This is a genomic window from Rubritalea tangerina, assembly GCF_042683245.1.
GTDB lineage: Bacteria > Verrucomicrobiota > Verrucomicrobiia > Verrucomicrobiales > Akkermansiaceae > Rubritalea > Rubritalea tangerina.
This window is the reverse complement of record NZ_JBHUJB010000083.1, coordinates 62,048-82,858: the sequence shown is the minus strand read 5'-3', so window position 1 is coordinate 82,858 and position 20,811 is coordinate 62,048. Positions and strand designations below refer to the sequence as shown.

20 protein-coding genes are annotated in these 20,811 nt (G+C 51.1%); 15 read left to right on the top strand and 5 right to left on the bottom strand.

What is annotated here, in order from left to right; translation table 11 throughout:
- Positions 1-25 precede the first annotated feature (25 nt).
- From ACFSW8_RS16685 to ACFSW8_RS16670, 4 genes are all read left to right on the top strand, one after another.
- A complete protein-coding gene (locus tag ACFSW8_RS16685; protein WP_377087941.1) occupies positions 26-1,009 on the top strand; it encodes an alpha-ketoacid dehydrogenase subunit beta in 984 nt (327 codons plus the stop codon).
- Positions 1,010-1,202: 193 nt separating this feature from the next.
- Positions 1,203-1,613, top strand: coding sequence for a hypothetical protein (locus ACFSW8_RS16680; protein WP_377087943.1), 411 nt, complete (start codon positions 1,203-1,205; stop codon positions 1,611-1,613).
- 267 nt (positions 1,614-1,880) lie between these two features.
- The gene (locus ACFSW8_RS16675) at positions 1,881-3,149 is read left to right on the top strand and encodes a pyruvate dehydrogenase complex dihydrolipoamide acetyltransferase (RefSeq protein ID WP_377087947.1); all 1,269 of its coding nucleotides are present in this window, start codon (positions 1,881-1,883) and stop codon (positions 3,147-3,149) included.
- Positions 3,150-3,263: 114 nt separating this feature from the next.
- The gene (locus ACFSW8_RS16670) at positions 3,264-3,674 is read left to right on the top strand and encodes a VOC family protein (RefSeq protein WP_377178800.1); all 411 of its coding nucleotides are present in this window, start codon (positions 3,264-3,266) and stop codon (positions 3,672-3,674) included.
- Here ACFSW8_RS16670 and ACFSW8_RS16665 read toward each other — a convergent pair.
- Positions 3,652-4,206 carry a hypothetical protein gene (locus tag ACFSW8_RS16665; RefSeq protein WP_377087950.1) on the bottom strand — a complete coding sequence of 185 codons (555 nt, stop codon included), beginning with the start codon at positions 4,204-4,206 and terminating at the stop codon, positions 3,652-3,654. The two genes, ACFSW8_RS16670 and ACFSW8_RS16665, sit on opposite strands and share 23 nt — an antisense overlap.
- Before the next feature lie 161 nt (positions 4,207-4,367).
- On the opposite strand from ACFSW8_RS16665, the gene ACFSW8_RS16660 reads away from it, so the two are divergent.
- The 3 genes from ACFSW8_RS16660 (at position 4,368) to ACFSW8_RS16650 (ending at position 7,173) form a co-directional block, all read left to right on the top strand.
- A complete protein-coding gene (locus ACFSW8_RS16660) occupies positions 4,368-4,775 on the top strand; it encodes a DUF4259 domain-containing protein (protein ID WP_377087951.1) in 408 nt (135 codons plus the stop codon).
- A gap of 149 nt (positions 4,776-4,924) precedes the next feature.
- Positions 4,925-6,187: a Glu/Leu/Phe/Val family dehydrogenase gene (locus ACFSW8_RS16655; protein ID WP_377087952.1), complete on the top strand. Its 1,263-nt coding sequence runs from the start codon at positions 4,925-4,927 to the stop codon at positions 6,185-6,187.
- A complete protein-coding gene (locus ACFSW8_RS16650) occupies positions 6,184-7,173 on the top strand; it encodes an MDR family NADPH-dependent oxidoreductase (protein WP_377087954.1) in 990 nt (329 codons plus the stop codon). The genes ACFSW8_RS16655 and ACFSW8_RS16650 overlap by 4 nt, the downstream gene beginning before the upstream one ends.
- A gap of 47 nt (positions 7,174-7,220) precedes the next feature.
- On the opposite strand, the gene ACFSW8_RS16645 is transcribed toward ACFSW8_RS16650, so the two are convergent.
- The 4 genes from ACFSW8_RS16645 to rtcR all read right to left on the bottom strand — a co-directional run bounded on the left by ACFSW8_RS16645 (position 7,221) and on the right by rtcR (position 12,624).
- Complete coding sequence (locus ACFSW8_RS16645) at positions 7,221-7,943, bottom strand: cupin domain-containing protein (RefSeq protein WP_377087956.1); 723 nt, start codon at positions 7,941-7,943, stop codon at positions 7,221-7,223.
- A gap of 42 nt (positions 7,944-7,985) precedes the next feature.
- The gene (locus ACFSW8_RS16640; protein ID WP_377087957.1) at positions 7,986-8,708 is read right to left on the bottom strand and encodes a platelet-activating factor acetylhydrolase IB subunit; all 723 of its coding nucleotides are present in this window, start codon (positions 8,706-8,708) and stop codon (positions 7,986-7,988) included.
- Between the two features lie 137 nt (positions 8,709-8,845).
- Positions 8,846-10,915 carry a TonB-dependent receptor gene (locus tag ACFSW8_RS16635; protein ID WP_377087960.1) on the bottom strand — a complete coding sequence of 690 codons (2,070 nt, stop codon included), beginning with the start codon at positions 10,913-10,915 and terminating at the stop codon, positions 8,846-8,848.
- Between the two features lie 113 nt (positions 10,916-11,028).
- Positions 11,029-12,624 (bottom strand): RNA repair transcriptional activator RtcR, encoded by a 1,596-nt coding sequence (gene rtcR, locus ACFSW8_RS16630; protein WP_377087962.1) that lies wholly within the window; start codon positions 12,622-12,624, stop codon positions 11,029-11,031.
- A gap of 288 nt (positions 12,625-12,912) precedes the next feature.
- Between rtcR and ACFSW8_RS16625 the strand changes: the two genes are divergently transcribed.
- The 8 genes from ACFSW8_RS16625 to ACFSW8_RS16590 all read left to right on the top strand — a co-directional run bounded on the left by ACFSW8_RS16625 (position 12,913) and on the right by ACFSW8_RS16590 (position 20,733).
- Positions 12,913-13,284 (top strand): zinc-ribbon domain containing protein, encoded by a 372-nt coding sequence (locus ACFSW8_RS16625; RefSeq protein ID WP_377087966.1) that lies wholly within the window; start codon positions 12,913-12,915, stop codon positions 13,282-13,284.
- An 11-nt stretch (positions 13,285-13,295) separates the two neighbouring features.
- Entirely contained in the window at positions 13,296-14,807 is a 1,512-nt protein-coding gene (locus tag ACFSW8_RS16620; RefSeq protein WP_377087968.1) for an RtcB family protein, read from the top strand.
- 302 nt (positions 14,808-15,109) lie between these two features.
- Entirely contained in the window at positions 15,110-16,123 is a 1,014-nt protein-coding gene (rtcA, locus tag ACFSW8_RS16615; protein WP_377087969.1) for an RNA 3'-terminal phosphate cyclase, read from the top strand.
- A 10-nt stretch (positions 16,124-16,133) separates the two neighbouring features.
- Positions 16,134-16,727: an alpha-ketoglutarate-dependent dioxygenase AlkB family protein gene (locus tag ACFSW8_RS16610; protein WP_377087971.1), complete on the top strand. Its 594-nt coding sequence runs from the start codon at positions 16,134-16,136 to the stop codon at positions 16,725-16,727.
- Between the two features lie 113 nt (positions 16,728-16,840).
- Complete coding sequence (locus tag ACFSW8_RS16605) at positions 16,841-17,377, top strand: sigma-70 family RNA polymerase sigma factor (protein ID WP_377087972.1); 537 nt, start codon at positions 16,841-16,843, stop codon at positions 17,375-17,377.
- 23 nt (positions 17,378-17,400) lie between these two features.
- Entirely contained in the window at positions 17,401-18,948 is a 1,548-nt protein-coding gene (locus ACFSW8_RS16600; protein WP_377087973.1) for a LamG-like jellyroll fold domain-containing protein, read from the top strand.
- A gap of 27 nt (positions 18,949-18,975) precedes the next feature.
- Entirely contained in the window at positions 18,976-19,773 is a 798-nt protein-coding gene (locus ACFSW8_RS16595) for a hypothetical protein (RefSeq protein ID WP_377178798.1), read from the top strand.
- A gap of 207 nt (positions 19,774-19,980) precedes the next feature.
- Positions 19,981-20,733 carry a PEP-CTERM sorting domain-containing protein gene (locus ACFSW8_RS16590; protein ID WP_377087976.1) on the top strand — a complete coding sequence of 251 codons (753 nt, stop codon included), beginning with the start codon at positions 19,981-19,983 and terminating at the stop codon, positions 20,731-20,733.
- Positions 20,734-20,811 lie beyond the last annotated feature (78 nt).

Sequence of the window (20,811 nt, the reverse complement as noted above, 5' to 3'; positions counted from 1 at the left end):
ACCTAATTTTAACCATTCTTTTACAATGAGAGAAATCGAATACAGAGACGCACTCAATGAAGCTTTCGACGAGGAGTTGGCACGCGATGAGAACGTCGTACTTATGGGTGAAGAAGTAGCCCAATACAATGGAGCCTACAAAGTCACTCGCGGTCTATGGGACAAATGGGGCGACAAGCGTGTGATGGACATGCCTATTTCTGAGGCTGGCTTCATCGGCATGGGCGTGGGTGCTTCGATGTTGGGCATTCGCCCAGTTATGGAGTTGATGTTCTGGTCCTTCCACTCAGTGGCCTTTGACCAACTCGTCAACAATGCCGCTAATGTTCGGTATATGTCTGGTGGCTTGTGTAATTGTCCCATTGTGATGCGTGGTCCTGCTAATGGTGGCACCAACGTGGGGGCAACCCACTCGCACACTCCAGAAGGTCTTTTTGCAGCCTTTCCTGGTTTGAAGGTGGTCTCCCCTGCTACTGCTGCGGATGCTAAAGGTCTAATGAAGACGGCGATCCGTGACAATGACCCCGTCTACGTGATGGAAAATACGCTCCTCTACGGAATCAAAGGCCCTGTGCCGGATCCAGCAGATGGAGATTTCACAATTCCTCTTGGTGTGGCTGACATCAAGCGCGAGGGTACCGATGTGTCACTGATTGCTCACGGTCGCAGTACTCTGCATGCACTTGAGGCTGCGGAGATTCTCCAAAATGAACACGGCATCAGCGCTGAGGTCGTTGACCTTCGCTCTATCCGCCCACTCGATCAGGATGCTATTTTGAACTCAGTGAAGAAAACGAATCGTGCGGTATTGGTTGATGAATCTAAACCATTTTGTGGCGTTTCTGCCCAGATCACAACCTTGATCCAAGAGCATGCCTTCGACTACCTCGATGCTCCTATCAAGCGTGTCTGTTCACTAGACGCCCCTGCTATTTACTCACCTGCTGTCGAGCCTGAGCAGTTGCCGAGTGCTCCAAAGGTGGTGAAGGCCGTCTTGAGTATCAGTTAAGCCACGCGCTTGCTCACCCACCCCTATCCCATTTCAGAGCCCTCACACCGAGGGCTCTTTTTTTGTTTTATCTGTATGATTTAATATTAATATCTATTAGATATATAGTGAGTTAGATTAGATTATTCTTCTTTATATTTATTTAAAATTTATTTGAAACATTCTGTGAGGAAACTAACATGCGTATCTATCTATGAAAACCGCACTTAAAATCCTATCAACCGCTTTGGTGGCGATGTTCTTTGCATCATGCAGCCAAGAAGCCATTTATTATGATGCCAGTGGCAATGCAGTTTCTCAAGACACTACTTTAGCTTCTAAGGGTAAGTATGTTGCACCAGTAGCAAAGTGTCCTAAGAAGAAGTGGTGGTGTTGTCCAGAGGACCAAAAGCCGAAGAAGGTGGCCAAGCAATGCAAGCCACGTCCTAAGAAAGCAGAGAAGCCACAGGGTTGCACGAAGTGTTACTCCACATTCTGTCCAAAGCCAGGTTGCTGCGGAACAGTTGGCAACAATGTCCTTTCCCGTGCGACTATGCAAGGGGGTACTGGCGAGCCACAGCTCGGTTTGATTCCAACCATGAAGACACTCGCTCCTGATCTTTAAGATCTGAAATTTTCTAAAAATCTAGCAGACCCGCTCAAGCATCCGCTGAGCGGGTTTTTTTGTGCTCGGTATTTCGAGCTTGGGAGCGACGCGGTGAGGGATCTGAGTGGCGAGCGAGGGAGTGTGGAATCGGTGTCGGGTGGGGCCGTTGGGCATTTCGGCGGGTGCTGGCATAAAAAGAGCGATATTCCGCTTGCTCATTGTGGAAGATTGGGAGAAATATGGGCACCGCAGCAAGTTGCGGAAATAATTTTAAAATTTTTAGTTATGCCTATAAATATCGAAATGCCAAAGCTCTCGGACACGATGACTGAGGGCACACTTGTGACATGGCGCAAAAATGTCGGTGAAGAAGTGGAAATCGGCGACATTATTGCTGAGATCGAAACAGACAAAGCGACCATGGAAATGGAAGCATTCGACGAAGGCACTATCGTAGAAATCAAGGTTCAAGAGGGAACCAAAGCGCCAGTGGGTGCTATTCTCGCTGTTTTGGCTGAGGAAGATGAAGATGTGGACGCTCCAGCACCTGCAGCGGCGGCAGCGCCAGCAGCGGCACCGGCAGCAGCGAGTGAGCCAGTTGCCAAGGAGGCAGCGGCACCTGCACCAGTAGCAGCCGATGGCTCCCGTCTTCGCGTCTCACCATTAGCGCGTAAGATTGCAGCTGAGAAAGGCGTTGATTTGAATGCGGTACAAGGGACAGGCCCTAATGGTCGTATTGTTGCAGCGGATGTCGAAGCGGCACCAGTGGCATCAGCCGCTGCTCCTGCGGCACCAGCTGTTAGCCCAGCACCTGCAGCGGCTCCAGCCGCACCGGCACAAGGCATTCTTCCAACCGTGGGACCTGATGACAAGGTCGTGCCACTCTCAACGATGCGTAAGATCATCGCTGACCGTTTGCTCACATCTAAGGTGACGATTCCGCATTTCTACTTGCACGTGGAGTGTGATGCCGCGCCATTGATGGCTTTGCGTAAGCAAATCAACGCGCAGACCGAGCAGACAGGGGGGAACAAGTACACGGTGAATGACTTTATTGTCAAAGCCATCATCAATGCAGCCCAAGAGGTGCCAGCGGTGAATGCTTCATACAATGGCGACAGCATTGTTGAGTTTGCCAATGTGGGTATTTCTGTGGCGATTGCTGTGGAAGACGGCCTCGTGACTCCTGTAGTTAAGGAAGCGCAAAACAAGTCACTTCTCACCATTTCTGAGGAGATTAAGGACATGGCAAAGCGTGCACGCGACAAGAAGCTGAAGCCTTCAGAATTCGATGGTGGTACCATCACGATTTCCAACCTCGGAGCATGGGGCGTGGAAGGGTTTGATGCGATCGTTAACCCACCACAAGCGGCGATCGTCAGCGTCGGCGGCATCATTGAAAAAGCAGTTTCAGTCAATGGTGAGATCAAGTCAGGGCTTCGCATGAACCTTGGTTTGAGCTGTGACCACCGTGTGGTTGATGGTGCAGTTGCTGCGACCTTCCTCAATGCTGTGAAGAAGTTTGTTGAGCAACCAACGCTCATGCTCGTCTAATTCAGCTACTCAAGCATTTCTTATGGCGCGTTCTCAGTTCGAGGACGCGCCATTTTTTTGGGAAGTGAAGATCGGTAATGGTCAGGGGGCTTGGGACTCTCTAAGCTTCCTCGCATGCAACTTCAACAAGCTGGCTTCATCGCCTTTCCTGCCTCTGATTTCGAGGCCTCCTACCATTTCTACCATCGGCTTCTGGGGCTACCAGTGGTGTGTGAGGGAAGGGACGACTTCTCGCGTTATGCGCATTTTGATTGTGCCGGCTTTGGCATGCGTATTTACGAGTGGCAAAAGCCATTCAATCGAGCACACACGGGCCTGCAATGTTACGTGGAGGATGTGGATGCCCTTTACGCGGAATTGCGCGCCCAGGGGGTGAAGTTCAGCGGCACAGTGCGCGATGAACCATGGGGGGCACGGGTCGTGACCGTGAGTGATCCCGATGGCAATCTTTTCGACCTTCTCAATGGAGACTTTGCCGAGCGTCTGGGTCGGGGGGCGCACACTAGCGGGAGAGGAGCTCGATGATGAGATGGCGTTGTAGATAGACTGCGAGGGCCAATAGAAGCCCGGTAAGGGTGCCAAAAACGATAGGAAGCCACAGACTCAGGTATTTCCCTTGATTGGGCTCTGAGAGTAAAATAGCGCGATATTTGGTGGTAAAAATGGCTTCATCAGCACGCGTTCTCAGCAGTGAAAAGCAGAGCAGCCCGGTCAGGGTCCCAAGGGGGATAAAAAACATCATGACAATGGCGGCAAAGCGTGCAGGGGCGCGGCTCCACGGGTCGTAGTGGCGCATTCCCCAACCGATCAATTGGTAGACGAGGGCGGCGAGCAATGCCGAGAAGCTCATGAAGCTGGTGATGACATTGTCGATCTCTATGCTGAGCCAGAGTAAGATCAATGAGATGGTCGCTAGGGAACTACCGAAGAACAAATAGAACCATGCGACGACCTGGACACAGATTTCATCCTGTGCGTAGTGACGCCGCAATTGTTGGTCGTTCATCTCCTGAAGTTGGGAGTTTTCAGGGCATTGGTAGACGCTTTCGAGCTCCATGGAGGTGAGATTATGCCGATTAATCTGATGAGAATCAATGATCTATATGCTTGAGAAATAGCGTCTGAGAAAAGTAGCAAAAAAAGTCACCAAGAGAGGTTGACCACCTCAATTCCATCCTCTAAATCCGAATCAACGCGTACAACAAGGAACAACAGATTATGGCAGCTTGGGGAACAAAGACATTCGAAGAAGATACCGCAAATGATTGGATTCAGGAATTGATTGATTCCGACGAACCTCGTGAGTTTCTCGTAGATTCCTTGAGCACAGACTCTGGCTACGTTGAGGCTGATCAAGGCTCTACGATTTTAGCCGCAGGTGAGACACTCATTGCACTGCTCGATGAGCCACGCGCTGGTGTTCCTGGTGAGCTGGTTGACTGGGTAGGGGATAACGAATGTGATGACGTCAGTGATCTTCCTGCAATTGCTGTAGGTTCTGTAGATAAAGTTCTAAGTGAGGAATCTGAACTCCGTGAAATCTGGTCTGAATCTGAAGAATTCGACGAGTGGCTTGAAAATGTCGAAAGCATGCGTGAAGTTCTCGCATCACTCAGCACAATGTGAGCTGACGCGTTGCGTCATACGATCTTACTAAGCCCCAGTTGGTCATTCCAATTGGGGTTTCTTTTTTTAGTAGTTAGATATTTTCTAACGACCAATGAGGTGATGCATTTTTCTTTTCCTGTTGGGGCTCACATGTTTGCTTAGAGGTTATGAAGGAGCAACTCCTTGAAAACCCAGTATTTCAGATGGCCGCTGAACAATTTGATCGCACAGCGGACTTTTTAGAGCTTTCGGAAGATGTGAGAGAGCGGTGCAAATGGCCGAAGCGTTTGCTGACGGTCAGTATTCCTATCAAGCGGGACAATGGGGAGACTGAGGTCTTTTTTGGATATCGAGTCCAGCACCACCTTTCGCGCGGTCCCGTCAAAGGTGGCTTGCGTTTTCACCCGAGTGTGGAGCTTGGCGAGGTGGCAGCTTTGGCGATGTGGATGAACTGGAAATGTGCTCTCATGGGGCTTCCTTTTGGTGGAGGTAAGGGTGGGGTGACCTGTGACCCACGCCATATGAGTGAGGCGGAGTTAGAAAATATGACGCGTCGTTACACCGCTGAAATGTTGCCTTTCATAGGGCCAGAAACGGATGTGATGGCTCCAGACATGGGGACAAATGATCAGGTGATGGCGTGGATGTTAGATGTTTATTCCAGCCATGCTGGGCACCTAGTTCCGGGCATCGTGACGGGCAAGCCAGTCAACCTTCAGGGTTCTGAGGGGCGCACTGCAGCGACTGGTCACGGGGTGGCATTTTTAGCGACGCGAGCATTAACGAAGTGCAAGATTCGCCATGAAAAGGCGACTGCCATTATTCAGGGTTTCGGTAATGTTGGCTACCACGCCGCGCTGACACTTTCACGTTTTGGAGTGAAAATCACAGGGATTTCGGATGTGACTGGAGCGCTGTATCAGCCAGAGGGGATCGATGTCAAAGCCTTGAGTGCGCACGTTCAGGAGCACGGTGGGGTGAAAGGTTTCGCGGGAGCTGCTGCGATAGATCCTAATGAGTTGTTAGTACAAGCATGTGATGTACTGGTGCCTGCGGCCTTAGAGCGGGTGATTACGGCTGAGAATGCTGGGCAACTTCAATGCAGGGTGTTGGCTGAGGCCGCGAATGGTCCGACGACTCCAGAGGCGGATGAGATCATTGAAAAGCGTGGCGACATCTTTTTGATTCCTGACATTCTCTGTAATGCTGGGGGGGTGACGGTATCGTACTTCGAGTGGGTGCAGAACTTGCAGCGTTTTCAGTGGAGCGAACAAGAGGTGCTTTCCAAACTCGATACGATGATGGCGAAAGCGTTCGACCGTGTCATTTCATTTGCGCAGTGGAAAAATCTGCCTCACCGTCTGGCGGCACTTGCTCTCGGCATTAAAGAAGTGGCCGATGTAAAACAACAACGAGGACTCTTTCCATGATCTCACAATCCATACGATTCCATACCTTCGGCAAGGCCGAGGAAGTGACACAGCTCGAGCCAGTCAGGCTGCCTGATCTCCAGTCTGGTGAAGTGCTTGTTAGGATGTTAGTGACACCTATCAACCCCGCTGATCTCAATTTTATCCAAGGTAATTACGGGGTGCGACCCGAGCTGCCAGACTCACCTGGAATTGAGGGTTGTGGCGAAGTGCTAGAGAGCCAGGCGGAGGGATTCGAAGTGGGGGACAAGGTCATTTTTATTGAGCGTGTGGGGACCTGGCAGAGCCATATTGTCTGCGACGCTCGCAAGGTCTTGCGTATTCCTTCTCAGATTGCCCCAGAGCAGGCTGCAATGCTCAAAGTGAACCCCGCCACTGCCTGGCGTGTGCTCAAAGGATTTGAGCAGTTAGAGGCCGGAGATTGGGTTATTCAAAATGCAGCTAACTCTGGAGTTGGCCAGTGTTTGATTCAGATAGCTAAGCAAATGGGGCTTCATACGATCAACGTGGTGCGTCGTGATGGGCTTGAAGAAAGTCTGAAAGCTCTGGGGGGGGACCATGTATTGATTGACGATGCGGAGCTTGTGGAGAAAGTGCGTGCGATTTGTGGGGAGAAGTTGCCGCGTTTGGCATCTAATGCGGTGGGGGGAGATAGTGCGCTCAGGCAGATGGACGCACTGGGAGAATATGGGACCCAGGTGACCTTTGGCGCGATGAGTATGCGTAGCCTCAAAGTTCCTAACAAATTTCTTATCTTTAAGGGCATTAGCCTGCGTGGGCTTTGGATCACTAAGTGGTTAGCAGCGGCTCCAAGGGAGGAAGTTCAGCAGGTTTATGACCAGTTGGCTGCATGGGTGATAGAGGGCAAGTTAGAGCAATCGATAGACACGCTTTATCCACCAGAGAAGGTCAGCGAAGCACTCGTACACGCCCAACAGGGGGAGAGAGGTGGCAAGGTTCTGATCGACTGGCGTGCCTTAGCTTAGGCTGTGAGGTAATACCATTCCGTTTCGCTCAATGGTATAACTCGGGCTCAGCGGGTACTTGCTTCATAGATTTTGTCGCGGCCTTGATAGGTTTCGGTATCGACGTCGAACCATTGGCTTTTGCGAATGCGTTCGCGGTTGTAGGGGGGGGCAAAGACATCGACAAGTTGGGTGAGGCTGTTGGCTTGAAGCCGGTGGATGTTACGTTGTTTGGAGGTGAGGGTGGACACCATGCCTTTCTCTAATCGGGATGTTGCAGTTTCTTTGAGCAGGACTTTGTCTGCTGCATCATGTTGTAGGAGGTCGTAGTTCCAGACGTCGACATTGCCGGTGGCGCAGAGTAGGACACCTGTCATGTCAGGGTGGTCGTGGTGTTTGATTTGTTCTCCTTTTTCAAACTGCACGAGGCTGACTTCGAAGTTTTGTTGTTTTTCTAGTTTATAGAAATCTGGGTGTTGGTTCCCGAGGCCTTGTTTACTGCGCTCGAATGCTTTGGCGAGCGATGGGTCTTTAAGTTGGAGCCGTTGAGCGAGCGCAGCCACTTGGGCGACGTATTTTTCCTGATTCCAGTGGTCGAGGTGTTGCTTGGCAGCTTCTTTTTCGACGGCTTCGAGGAAGGCATCCCAGTTGATGGCGCCATTTTCGGGTAGGCGTCCCTGACAGGCATTCGCTCTTGTGGCAAGAGCGGTGATGCTCGGAAGGGCCATGCTGAGCCCGAGGAAGCCCGGGAGGCTGGTGCGGATAAAGTGGCGGCGGTTGTAGTCGTCCATGGGAATGGTGGGTGGACTCGCTTCAAATGTGAGAAGCGAGGCTTATTGCATTAATTTTTTGAGGCTAGGGTCGATGGCATTGGCCCAGACTTGGTATTGGGCTTTGCTGGGGTGTAGGAGGTCAGGCATGACCTTTTTACTGAGGGTACCATCTTTTTCGAGAAATTTGTCGTTGATGTTGAGGTAGAACACGCGCTTGCCGTCGTGAAAGTTTTTGATGATGGCATTAGTGCCGTCGGTGAGTAGTCGTTTTGGGTCATTACTTGTGGCGCCACGAGGGAAGATTCCAAGGAGGAGAATTTTTGCTTGGGGTTGCTTTGTTTCGAGGCGATCGAGAATGGCTTTGATACCTTCTGCGACTTCTTTGGATGCCTCATTGCGGTGGCCGACGTTATTGGTTCCAATCATGATGACGATGGCCTTAGGTTTGATGCCATCGAGCTCACCATTATCAATGCGCCAGAGGACGTGTTCGGTACGGTCACCTGAGTATCCGAGGTTGAGTGCCTTGTAGGGAGCGTAGTGCGTGTTCCAGATAGCCTTCCCTTTATTTTCCCAAGCGTGGGTGATGGAGTCCCCGATGAAGACGAGCTGGACTTCACCGAGTGCCTCTTTTTCTTTCAATTTTGCTTCGTGGCGCGGCATCCACCATTTCTTGGCCCATTTGGCATCTTGGGTGACGGGAGTGGTGGAGAGGTCTGCGGTGGCAATTTCTGCGCAGAGTGGGGAACTGAGGACTGTGAGGCTAAGGAGTAGGTGTTTCATAATGGTATGGGTGGACTACTCCCATAGGCTAGTTGCTCTGTCATTGGAATGGAAAAAATAAACAAGCCCACTGAGAAATCTCTCAGCGGGCTTGGGACTAACGACTGGTTGCTTAAGAAAGTTTGAAGGTGGGGGGGCTACCACCACCAAGTGAAATTGGCGCGTACGGTCAATGGCTCAGCCGGGTGGAAGTGGGTGTCGTCGACGCCGTCGGCGGGCTCACCTGCAAGGCGTGAGGTGTAGTAGTACTCGATGTCATTATCCTTGCGGTCGAGGAGGTTGAGAACATCGAGAGCGAGTTCCCAGCGTTCGGTGCGGTAGCCGGCCCGGGCATTGACTTGGAAGGACGCTCTGGCTTCGACGGATTTGTCGGCTGTGAGTGGGCGCTCAGAGAAGTAGCGGCCACGGAGAGCGCCAAACCAGCCAATTTCTTCTCCGATCACAATGCCGGATGAAACGACCACGGGCACTTGGTTTTCCACCCAAGGACCGTCGGTGAGTGAGGGATCTTCGTAGCGGCCTTCTGCGACGGAGACTTCGGCGTCGAAGGTGAACCAGTCACTTGGGCGCCAGTAGGTGGCGACTTCGATACCGTAGCGGTTAGTCGAGGGGCCAGCTTCGACATTGCCAGCATCTCCTACGTAGAGGAGCTCTGAGTCGTTGTAGATCCACCAGAGGGCGACGGTGGCAGTCACGTCTTCTAACAAGTGTGAGCGAAGGCCTAGCTCGGAGCCCCAAGTGCGCACGAGTGGGTCGACACCGGTAGTGGGGAGTCCAGTGACTGGGTCGACGTTGATGGTGACGCCGCGGGCGTCGTTACTGTGGAAGCCGCCACCGAGGTTGAGGTAGTATTCGGTTTCATCCCATGGGCCAAAAATCATGTTGAGTTTTGGCACGACGATGCCGTCGATTTTATCGCCACTATTGGCAGCGAGGTTGCTGGCGACATCGAAGTAGAAGAGCTCACCACGCAGACCCATTTCGGTACGGAACCAATCGTTCCAGCGGGTATTGGCGCTAGCGAAGAGGGCGTAGTTGCCGGTGAAGACATCGTCTCTGCGAATGTTGTTGAGGTCATTGCGCAGGCTCGTCTTGGTCAGTGCTAGGTCCCAGATGTAATCGTTATGGGTTTGGAAGCCCACGAGGTAATCGGTTTCGTGACCGAAGAGGAGGCGGTCTTCAAAGGTGGAGCTGACTTCACCGCCGAAGAAGATACGGTTGTCGGTTTGGCGGAATTGGTCGCCATTGTCCGGGTCATCGAGCAGGTAGGTGAAGTTGGAATAGAGGTCGAGGTCGTAATACCCGACATAGCCTTTGGCACGCCAGAAGACATCGTTTTGGCGATTGCCCATGTTGAAGGAGAGCGAGTATCGCTGTGAGTCACCACCATTGGATGGATCAATATAGCCATAGCGGTCGAGGGCTCCTGAGGCGACTGCGCGTGAGGGAATCTGGTCGCTTGATCGCCAATCGGCACCGTAAGCCATGAAGGTGGCATTGAGCCATTGGTTTTCGTCACCACGGTGCCAGCGCAGGATACCATTGCCTCGTTTGGCATTTTGTTTTAGCTGCCATGGGCCGTCATAGTAGTTGTACTCACCACCGTAGGTGAGAAGACCGCCGGCAAGGGCTACTGAGTCGCCGAAGACACCACGCCAATAATTGTCCTGCCCGATTTCAAATTTTGCGAAGCTATGTTGTAGGCTATTGACCAGCGAGAACTGAGCGGAGCCCGCAGTGGTGAGGTCACCTAGTTCTGCATAGAATGGGCCTTTGGTGTAGTCGAGTTGCTCGATGAACTCAGGGATTAAGAAGTTGAGGTCGGCGTAGCCCTGACCGTGACCGTGCGCTCGGTAGTTGGCAGGCATGCCGTCGACAAAGAGTCCAAAGTCCACACCGTGGTCGAGGTTATAGCCACGCACAAAGTATTGGTTCGCTTTGCCTCCGCCTGCGTGCTGCGTCACCACCATGCCTGGGATAACCTCGAGGATTTCACCACGGCGCAGGTAAGGGCGTTCTAGGAGTTCTTTCCGATCTGATTGCCCTCGAGAGGCGGTTTGTGCCTCTCCTAAAAGGTTTTCAGCCTTTCCGGTGACCACCGTCGGGTCGAGAGTGTGCAATTCAGAGGGGGAGTTCTCAGCCTCATGCGCAACAGCAAGCTGTGCGCCCAATGAGAGCCCTACATATGCAACATATTTGCATTTCATGGGCAGAGAGGTAAAATTAAGGGTTCTAAGAAATCAACCTATTTTTATGAGAGAATCATTTGGAGAGCTTGATTGGGTGGAGCAGAGGGTAAGAAAGTGGGGTGGTTAATGGACTAGAGGGAATCGAAGTGGAGGTGGAATTTGGCGAGGTATTTGCGTAGCCGGTCACCGTCATTGGTAGATTTGCGTTTTTCTCGTGAGACGGCAAAGAGTTTGCGACCGGCCTCGCTGAGATTACTGGACTGTTTACAGGTGTGGATGGTGAAGGCGAGTTGTGGTCGGTCGAAGGGGTCGATCTCAGCGATTTCTTCCGCTGTGAGGTAGTGGTCGAGCGAGGGGTGGGGGGAGTGGTCTGAGTTTGGGCGCTGCCAGCCGTGTAGCAGGCGCTGGGTTTCAGCGGCAACCTCTTCTGTGCGAATGCGGCCACGTGGGGCGAAGGTGGCCATGCGGGTGATGGCGGCATTGAGGTCGCGGAAGTTGCCAGACCATGGGCTGGAGTCAGCATTGGCGAAGCGAAGGAAGCTGAGTTGCGCTTCTTTGTTGAAGCTGACGCTGCGGCCAGTGCTTTGGCGTAGTTTGTTGAGCTCATAGTCAATATTCGGGGCGATGTCTTCGCGTCGGTCTGCGAGTCCGGGGAGGGTGAAGGTCCAGAGGTTGATGCGGGCGAGGAGGTCCTCGCGAAAGCGCCCTTCAGCGACTTCTTCGCGCAGGTCTTTGTTGGTGCCAGCAATGAGCTGGAAGGAGCTCTTGACGGTGGTGTCAGAGCCGACGGGGAGCCATTTTCCTTCTTCGATGGCACGGAGGAGCATGGCTTGTTCGTCGAGACCGAGCTCACCAATTTCATCGAGGAATAGGAGTCCTTTGTGCGCTTCACGTAGCAAGCCTTTACGGTCACTGCTGGCTCCAGTGAAGCTGCCTTTCTTGTGGCCGAAGAGTGTGCCCATGGCCATATCGCCACGCAGGGTGGCGCAATTGACTTCGACAAATTCCCCTTCAAGATTGTTACGCGCTTGGCGCAGCTCATAAATGCGGCTGGCGAGGTGGCTCTTACCTGCGCCCGTGGGTCCAGTGAGGAGAATCGGCGTACTGGAGCGCAGTGAGACGAGCTCGATTTCTTCTATCAGTTTGTTGAAGGCTGCGTTGTGGGTGTCGATGCCTGATTTGAGGAAGTCCTGAGCCTCGAGCTGTTCTTCCGTGAATCGGGTAGCAAGCTTGTCATACTTGGAAAGGTCGAGATCAATGATTTGGTAGTTGCCAGCAATGTGGTTGGGCTCGTTTCGACGTTTCGGGCTGGTCTGTACCAGCTTACCTGGGAGTTTGTGCGTCTCTGTTAGGAGGAACAGACAGATCTGAGCTACGTGGGTGCCCGTGGTCATGTGGGCGTAGTAGTTAGATTCTGTTAGTTTAAAACTTTGGCGACTCAGGAAGTCGTAGAGTGCCGCATAGACTTCTTCGAAGTCCCACGGGTCGGCGAGGTTCATGATTTCAGACCTCACATGGGTTTCGGGTGAGACCTGTGCGATGTCTTGGCGTACGGTGTCAAAAAGTTTTTGGCTGCGTTGGTCGTGGAATAAAACGAGTTCATCCACGATGAAGTCTTCTTGTTGGCAGAGCGAGACTGTCGGGCGCCACTTTTCCCAGCGGTTGCGCTTTCCAACGTAGTCGAGCTGGGTGCCCAGAAATCCGTAGACGACATTTTTCTTAGCCATGCCAAGAACTAGCAGAGTGGTGAGGGTGTGTAGATAAAAATAGATAGATATATATATTTTTTTATCTAATTAATGTGTTTTTGGGGTGGGTTCTTTTGTTGGTGAAAATTTATTTACAGCGTGTAACTCTTTATAAAATAATGGATTGATTAATTTTTAGGGGGGCTTGTAGAGAGGGTTGGCACGGTGGGTGCAATAGGAGTGGTGAATCAAAAATCGTCACCAAGCTGCGGTGGTGGCAGAGGAGGAGGAATCCAACCACCATCGCAGCTAATCCCACTGATCACCATGTTGAGCAATAAACAAAAAAGGCAGAAGTTGAGAGAGCAACGGAAGCGGAAGGCTGAGAAGCGAGCGAGGGTACAGCAAGCTAATCGATTAAAGTTTAACCATCTGCCAGTGGATAAAGAGAAGATAGTATCTTCGTCTCTCTTGTTTGATCTACCTGACTACTATGAGGATTATCCATTTACGTGTAGAGATTGTGGGAGTCGTCAACTCTGGACAGCAAAGCAGCAGAAATGGTGGTACGAGGTAGTGGGTGGGGATTGGGAGTCTGTCGCTATTCGTTGCAGAAGTTGCCGAGTCAGAGAGAGACTGAGAAAGGATAAAGCTCGCAAAGAGCATCTTGAGGGAATCGCAAAGAAAAATTTAAAATAGAAAAGAAGAAAATGAATACCGTAGCAGAGAAGCCAGAGACAGGAATTATCCCGACAGGGGAGGCGACTGGAATTTTACCAGCGCGCGATACAAGTTTACGTCCGATCACTGTGATTGGGACAGAGGCTATTCGTGAGGGTTTTGATGACCTTTGTTTGAAGCAGGCATTGAATTCACGAGAGGCACCGGGGGTGACTGAGTTGGTACTCAATCCAGATGCGCATGCGGGCTATGGGGCTCCGGTGGGCTGTGTGATGGTATCTCCTACCCATATTTATCCGGGACCTGTTGGAGTGGACATTAAGTGCTCAATGAGTCTTTTGCAGACGAATGTGCACAAGGATCAGATCGATGACAAACGTGTGCGTCGTGCTTTGATTGAGGCGATCTGTGAGCGTACTCCAACAGGTGCCGGCAAGGGGCAGCGTTCGGTACAGCACGGGCGTGAAATTAGTGCTGAACTTGGACAGAAGATTTGTGTGGAAGGGGCTTCTGAGGAGGTCTGTGCAGCACTTGGCATTCCATTTGAGTGGGCGGCTCGTTGTGAAGATAGTTTTCACCTTGGTCATGATCGAACTCAGGAGGCACTCGAGCGTCGTTTCGAGAAGCTCTGTGAGAACAATCAGTTCAAGGAGCGATTCCCGAAAAAGGTCGACCAGCTTGGAACCTATGGTGGTGGGAACCACTTTGGTGAGGCGGAGGTTGTGGAAATCGAGGACAATGCTGCGGCGCGTGCGAAGGCGGAAGTTTTTGGACTGAAGCATGGGCATGTGGCATTTCTCTCACACTGTGGGTCTCGGGGTCTCGGACACGATCTTGCGACTGGGCAGTTCCGAGTGTTAGAGAAGATGTTTGACCGCTGGGGGATTCCCTATCCGGCGAATGATAAGAAGTTAGTTTATGCGCCACTGGGGACTCAGGAAGCGAACGACTACCTTGACGACATGGCGATTGGGGCAAACTTTGCGACAGTGAACCATTTGTTGATCAATGCGCTGGTGCTCGAGGCTTTCCAGTCCGTGCTGCCAGAAGTGGAAGGGCATTTGGTTTACTTCATTTCGCATAACATCGCGCGGCACGAGAAGGTGAAGGACAAGTTCCAGTGGGTGCACCGAAAGGGGGCGACACGGGCATTTCCAGCGGGGCACTTCGCTCTGAAAGAAACTCCCTTCTACGAGACTGGGCATCCGATCTTATTGCCGGGGAATCCGCGTGATGGTTCCGTGGTCATGGCGGCATTGCCAGGCGCTGAGAAGTCCTGCTACTCCGTGAATCATGGGGCAGGAAGGCAGATGAGCCGAAGAGGGGCATTTCGAAATCTCGAGCAAAGAGAGGTCGATCATGGGCTCAATGAAGCGGATATCTTGTTTAATGGAAGAAACTACCCTAGAGATGAAGCTCCTGATGCCTATAAAGATTTTAGCGCAGTGTTAGAATCTGTAGAGAAGGCTGACTTAGCGCATACTGTGGCGCGCTTGAGGGCACGTTTCGTGATCAAGGATGCAAGTAAGGCGGATGATTGATCGGGCTTTGCCCGATCAGTGTTAAGTGAAAAGTGTTAAGTATTAAGTGAGAGCTAGTGGCTTCGTCAGATGTTTGATAATGATGGAACCGCGAAAGTGGCGAAAGCTTTAACTAGAGAGAACGATTGAAAACCACGGATCTCACGAATCGACACACATTGTCGTATAGCTTGTATCATAAAGAGCTTGTTTAAGCATTCGTGGAAATTGGTGAGATTCGTGATATAGAGCGTTTCAACAAGCTGGGTTAGTTCGTAATTTTCGCGCCTTTCGGGGTCTCCTTAAAATAGAATAGAAATAAGATGTTAGAGATTAATGGAAGTGATGGTGGTGGTCAGGTGCTGCGTTCGGCGTTGTCTTTGTCGATGGTGACGGGGCGGGCGTTTCGGATGGTGCAGATTCGTGGTGGACGTAAGAAGCCGGGCTTGATGCGTCAGCATTTGACTTGTGTGCGTGCGGCGGCAGAGGTGTCGGGAGCACAGGTGAGCGGGGCGGAGATGGGGTCACAGGAGCTGTATTTTGAGCCAGGTGAGGTGCAGGCGGGGGAGTATTCATTCAAGATTGGGAGTGCAGGCAGCACGACTCTGGTTTTTCAGACTTTACTACCGGCTTTGATGCTAGCCGAAGGGATGAGTGTGCTGCGGGTGCGTGGCGGAACGCATAACCCATTGGCTCCTTCGGCAGATTATATCGCGAAGGTTTTTCTACCTGCTGTTAGGAAGCTTGGAGTGAGTGCTGTGTTGGAGTGTGAGCGGGTTGGTTTTGCTCCTGCTGGAGGTGGGGAGATTGTGGCGAGGGTCGAACCATCAGTGCTTGTGGGAGCGTCGTTTTGTGAGCGGGGGGCATTATTGCGCCGGGAGCTCTCTGCGATGGTGGCGAATTTATCGGGAGAGATCATGCGACGTGAGGTGAACCATGCGGCGAAGCGTCTGGCATGGGAGAGCTATGACTCGTCCTTGGATCAGGTAAAGTTGGTGGATGGTGCTGGCAATTGTTTTGCGGTGCACTTGGACTACGAGCATGTCTCTGAGAGGTTTACTGACTATGGGGCTTATGGACTCAGTGCGGAGCGCGTGGCTGGCAGAGTGGTGAAGCAGGTGAGGGAATTCCTCAAGGTGCCTGAAGCGGCGTTTGGCGAACATCTTGCTGATCAGGTTTTGTTGCCGATGGCTCTGGCTGGGACGGGGAGCTTCACGACAGCTAAAATGACTAACCATTTACGCACGAACATGCGGGTGATCCAACAATTCCTGGATGTGAAGATCTCGGTTGAAGGAGACGAAACGGGCTTGTGGACTTTTGTGATCGGGAGATAGAGCGTGAGCAATGGAGTTATTTCCTCAGGATAGACAATCGATTTTACCTTACGATGGGGAGGTGGTCTATTTTGGGGCAATGGCAGCGGATTCAGATGCTTGGCTAGAAGCTTTGTTAGGTGATCCAAACTGGGCGCATGATGAACTAGTGATGTTTGGGAGGAAGGTGGTTACGGCGCGGAAGGTGATTTGGTATGGTGATGCGGGGAGGGAGTACCATTACTCAGGTGTGACGAAGCAGGCGGTAGCATGGTCGCCATTACTTCTTGAGATAAAAAGTTGGGTAGAGAAGGAGACGGGAGAGAGGTTCAATTCTTGTTTGCTGAACCTTTACCATAGTGGAGAGGAAGGGATGGGATGGCACAGCGATGATGAGCCTGAGCTAGGTGAGGAGCCAGTGATTGCGGCATTGAGCCTAGGAGCAGAACGGCGTTTGCGATTTCGTCACAAGAGTAGCAAAGAGACGGTGGCGAAAGACTTGGAGCATGGGAGCTTGTTGGTGATGCGTGGAAAGACGCAGCAATGCTGGCAGCATTGTGTGGCAAAAACCAAAAAGGTAGCTAGCCCGAGGGTGAGTTTGACCTTCCGTCGGATGGTGGGGTGATGCGTCTAGGACGTATGGAAATCACAGGTGTGGGATTATTTTTTACAAAAATTACGAAAATTGGCGTCACATTTTCGGAAATCCTCTATGACTTAGTTGAGAGAATTTTGTGAATGATGGAGACGGAGAATGAAGATGCCTTTGTAAAGTTGTTGGTGAGCCACCAAGACTTGATACATGCATTTGTCATATCGTTACTTCCAGGGTGTTCTGAGTCTGAGGATGTGGTTCAGTTAACCAACGAGGTGCTGTGGAAGAAGCGTCATGAGTTTACGATTGGCACGAATTTTAAGGCTTGGTCGTTGAGGGTAGCACGGTATCAGGTGATGAATTTTCAGCGCAATGCAAAGCGTGCTCCATCGGTGATGTTTGATGAGGAACTTTGTAGTTTACTGCATCAGGAGATGGAAGAGTCTGAGCCTACAGGAGGGGGGAAGAAGCTAGCAATGTTGAATGAGTGTCTGAGTTTGTTGCAGTCGAAGGATCAGGAGTTAGTCCTTCACCGGTATTGGAAGAAATCTGGCCTCAAAGCATACGCGAAAGCTAGTGGGCGCAGTGAGCAAGCAGTGAGAGCAGCTCTTTATCGAATTCGTGCGGCCTTGAAAAAGTGCATACAGAATAAAACCAAGCATTCGCTGACAGGTGCGTGATGAAGAGAAATACAAAGAGATCTATGGAAATTGAGCAACTGATTCAGGGGCTTGAAGACGGTTCACTCACTGAGATTGAGTCTGAGAGGCTTGTTCAGCGAATGAAAGACGATGCTGGAGTGAGGAGACAATATCTTGAGCACATGGAACTTGTTTCTCTATTACAGCGTACGGCTAAGATGAAGGGGGAAAGTGGCACGCTGCCTGTGAGTGATTTTGTTCTTTTAAGGCAAAAGCGCCGTGTTGCAGTGATGTCTGTCTTATCGGGTTTGGCTGCCTTGATCATGTTAGGTGTAGCCTTTCATTTCTACCAACTCAACAGCCGTGGTGGAGGAATAGGAGATCAGGTATTCATGGAAGCTTCGTATGATGCCATTCTTGAAGTGAAGAATCTGAGAGATGAGGTAGTGGATGAGGCAGGTCAGATAGAGAAGGGTGAGCGTGTGGTTTTGAAGCAAGGGGTTGTGAGGTTAAGTTTACCAAGGGGGGTGGAGGCGATTGTTGAGGGACCGACGGAGTTGGAGGTTGTTTCTATAGCTGAATTACGGATGCATGGGGGAGCAGGTTGGTTTAGAGTTCCAAGTGCGGGTCGAGGGTTTACGGTTCATACTGACCGTGGGAAGGTGATAGATTTGGGTACAGAATTTGGACTTCGGTTTGATAGTAAAGATCGACTTCAAGTGCATGTGGCGCGTGGGAGTGTGCGTGTGGACTCAAAGTTACGTACTGGAGAGGACTGTGATTTATATGAAGGCCAAGCAATGGCGTTAGACCCCTATGGTAGGGCGGAACAGATTGATTTGGGTAGTGAGGTGTTTAGGAGGCAGTTTAGTTACAGTATGCCCTACGTGCATTGGTCCTTTGATTCTGCTAGAGATGGGGCATTTGAGGCTAAGGGGAATTTGCCTGGAGTGAGTGGGTATGAGGCGCGTTTGAAGCAGACTGCTGCATCCAAAGTTGTAGGTATCGAAGCTTCTACTTACCTTACAGATGGGAAATTTGGTCAGGCCTTATCCTTGTCTGGTGATGGTGTTTTTGCTGAGTCAGCATTCAGGGGGATGGGGGAAAATACGCCCCGAAGTTTTGCTGCGTGGATTAGGCATAGGAAGAATTGTCAATCTGAGGTTCTCTCCCCCTATTGTTCATGGGGGACGAGAGAAGTGGGCAAGCTATGGCAGGTGAGTGTTTTAGATTCTGGTAAGCCAAGGGTTTCTTTAATGGGAGCTCCGCTCAACTTAGTGGAGAAGCCGAGTGGTGTGATGGGGGAATGGGTGCATTTGGCTGTGGTGTATACGGGTGAGCAAACGGAGGCTGGGCATCCCGATATACGTATTTATCTGAATGGTGAGGAAGTCGCGGTCGATGCAAGTGCAGCGGAGTCTGAGGTGATGACGGATATATTGAGCGAGGGGGCATTGCCTGTGAGGTTTGGGGCGAGTATCGCTAATGTTTCAGGAAAGCTCTCGGTGGATGGTGACCTGGACGAGGTTTACTTATTTTTTGGAGTGCTCAACCAGGCGCAAATCCGGTCGTTGATGGACGCTAATCCATTTGTGGGTATGACTGACTAGTACAACTTTCTCAAGCCACTTTCCCTTATGAAACATAAAATCCCCCGAAAAATATTCGCATGTGTTGCAGGCTTTTTGAGTTTAATTTCGGCACTGAGTGCGGAGCCTGTGGTGCAGTGGAAAAAAGTATTTGATGGTAATGAGGATGCTGAGATGCGGCGTGAGCAAAGCTCTGGTCCAGTGGTTGATCATGCTGCGAAGACATGTCTGATGGCCAGCTTTGGACGGCGTAGTTTGGAAGATGGTCAATCGTTGAAAATGAGTGGTGTGATACGAATCATGGATATTGAAGACCGCGTGGGGTCTGGACAATGGCGGTTTGGGCTCTTTGATAGTTCTGTTGAGCATTCGGGTGTTTATGCAGCGATTGGGACAAACGGAAGGAAGGGAGGGATTTATCAACAAGAGAATGCGCTAGGCTTGGACCATCCATTCACCAGCCAAGTGCAGCCGAATCTGAGAGTAGGTATGGTATCCTCAGGTCCCGAGTTGAGTGGGAATTGCCGTTTATTTTTTGCAATGGAGGTAAAGCGTGTGGGGGAAACACTTCGGGTGAAGGTGAGTGTGAAGGATGAGAAAACTGGGGAGTTTCTGAGTACAGGTACCGGGGAATATATGCCAAGGAGTTTCAACTTTGGGATGGTGGGGGTGCTTCATGGGAGCTCGTTTGGTGCGATGACAGCGAGCTACTTTGATATCAATGTCGTAAGTGATGGGACGCTGAGTTCAGATCCTGGGGCGCGGCCAGTGGTTGAGAAGGAAAGACAAGTTGATGCTGCCATACTGGGAGTTGCTGGAATCTCTTTGATGCTGCGAGATGAATAGTGGGTGGCAGCGAGGCGTGATCACTTAAAAAGCTGTGATTTGCCGATTAAATTAGAAAAAAATCAGCTTTTTGCGTCACAAATTGCAGATTGCTCTATTACTTAGTGCGATGTGTGTTTGGGCCATTGACGGTGGCGCAGGACTGATGGATCGCAGACGATAAAATAGGAAACCTAAGCTTTAGGTCATCCCTCACACAAATAGCTTATGAAATTAAACAAAATCCTCGTGATATCGGGTGCATTAGCACTCTCATCAACAAGTGCATCAGCCGCCTCCCTTATTGGTTGGACTCAAGTCTTCGATGGTGAAGGCGATAGCGTGTTAAGTGGTGCTGGCACGTCCTCTCCCAGCGTAACGAATGCTACCAGGTCCAGCATTGTAGCAAAATTTTCTGAGGTGACCCTTGCGGATGGTGAGATGCTTGTGTTGACGGGCAACATGACTGTGGATGGAGACATTGGTAATGGGCAGTTTCGCATGGGAATGTATGATTCCACAGGTGTGACGCCTCCCATAGGTGGCAATGGATACTCTGGGTATTATGGCCAGGCGGGGACATCTAATGTTAATACAGGCATCTTGAGTAGAACGTCTAATGCAAGTGCCACACATCCTTTTGCTGGCGGTAGTTCACTTGGTACTGGAACTGTGAGTGGGAGCTATGTTGACAATTCGGCGGTGTCATTTTCTTTGACCTTCACGAACGTGGGAGGTGAATTGAAGGTCGATTCCATGTTTAGTCAGGCGGGTGGGTTTAGCGTGACCAATTCGCAGACGGATGCGTCTCCTGTGTCACTTACTTTTGACACGGCTGGTTTTCTGCATGGGGGGAGCTTTGCAAATGCAACAGCTACTTATTCCAATGTTGACGTGACTTACACAGCAGTCCCTGAGCCCAGCTCCACTGCGCTTATTGGTTTGGCTGGCATGGCCTTGATCATGCGTCGCCGTAAATAGCTGAGTCGGCTCAAATCATCGTGCATGTCTTCGATGGTGGAGGCATGCACTAGCATAGTGTGGTCATTTGAGAGCTGA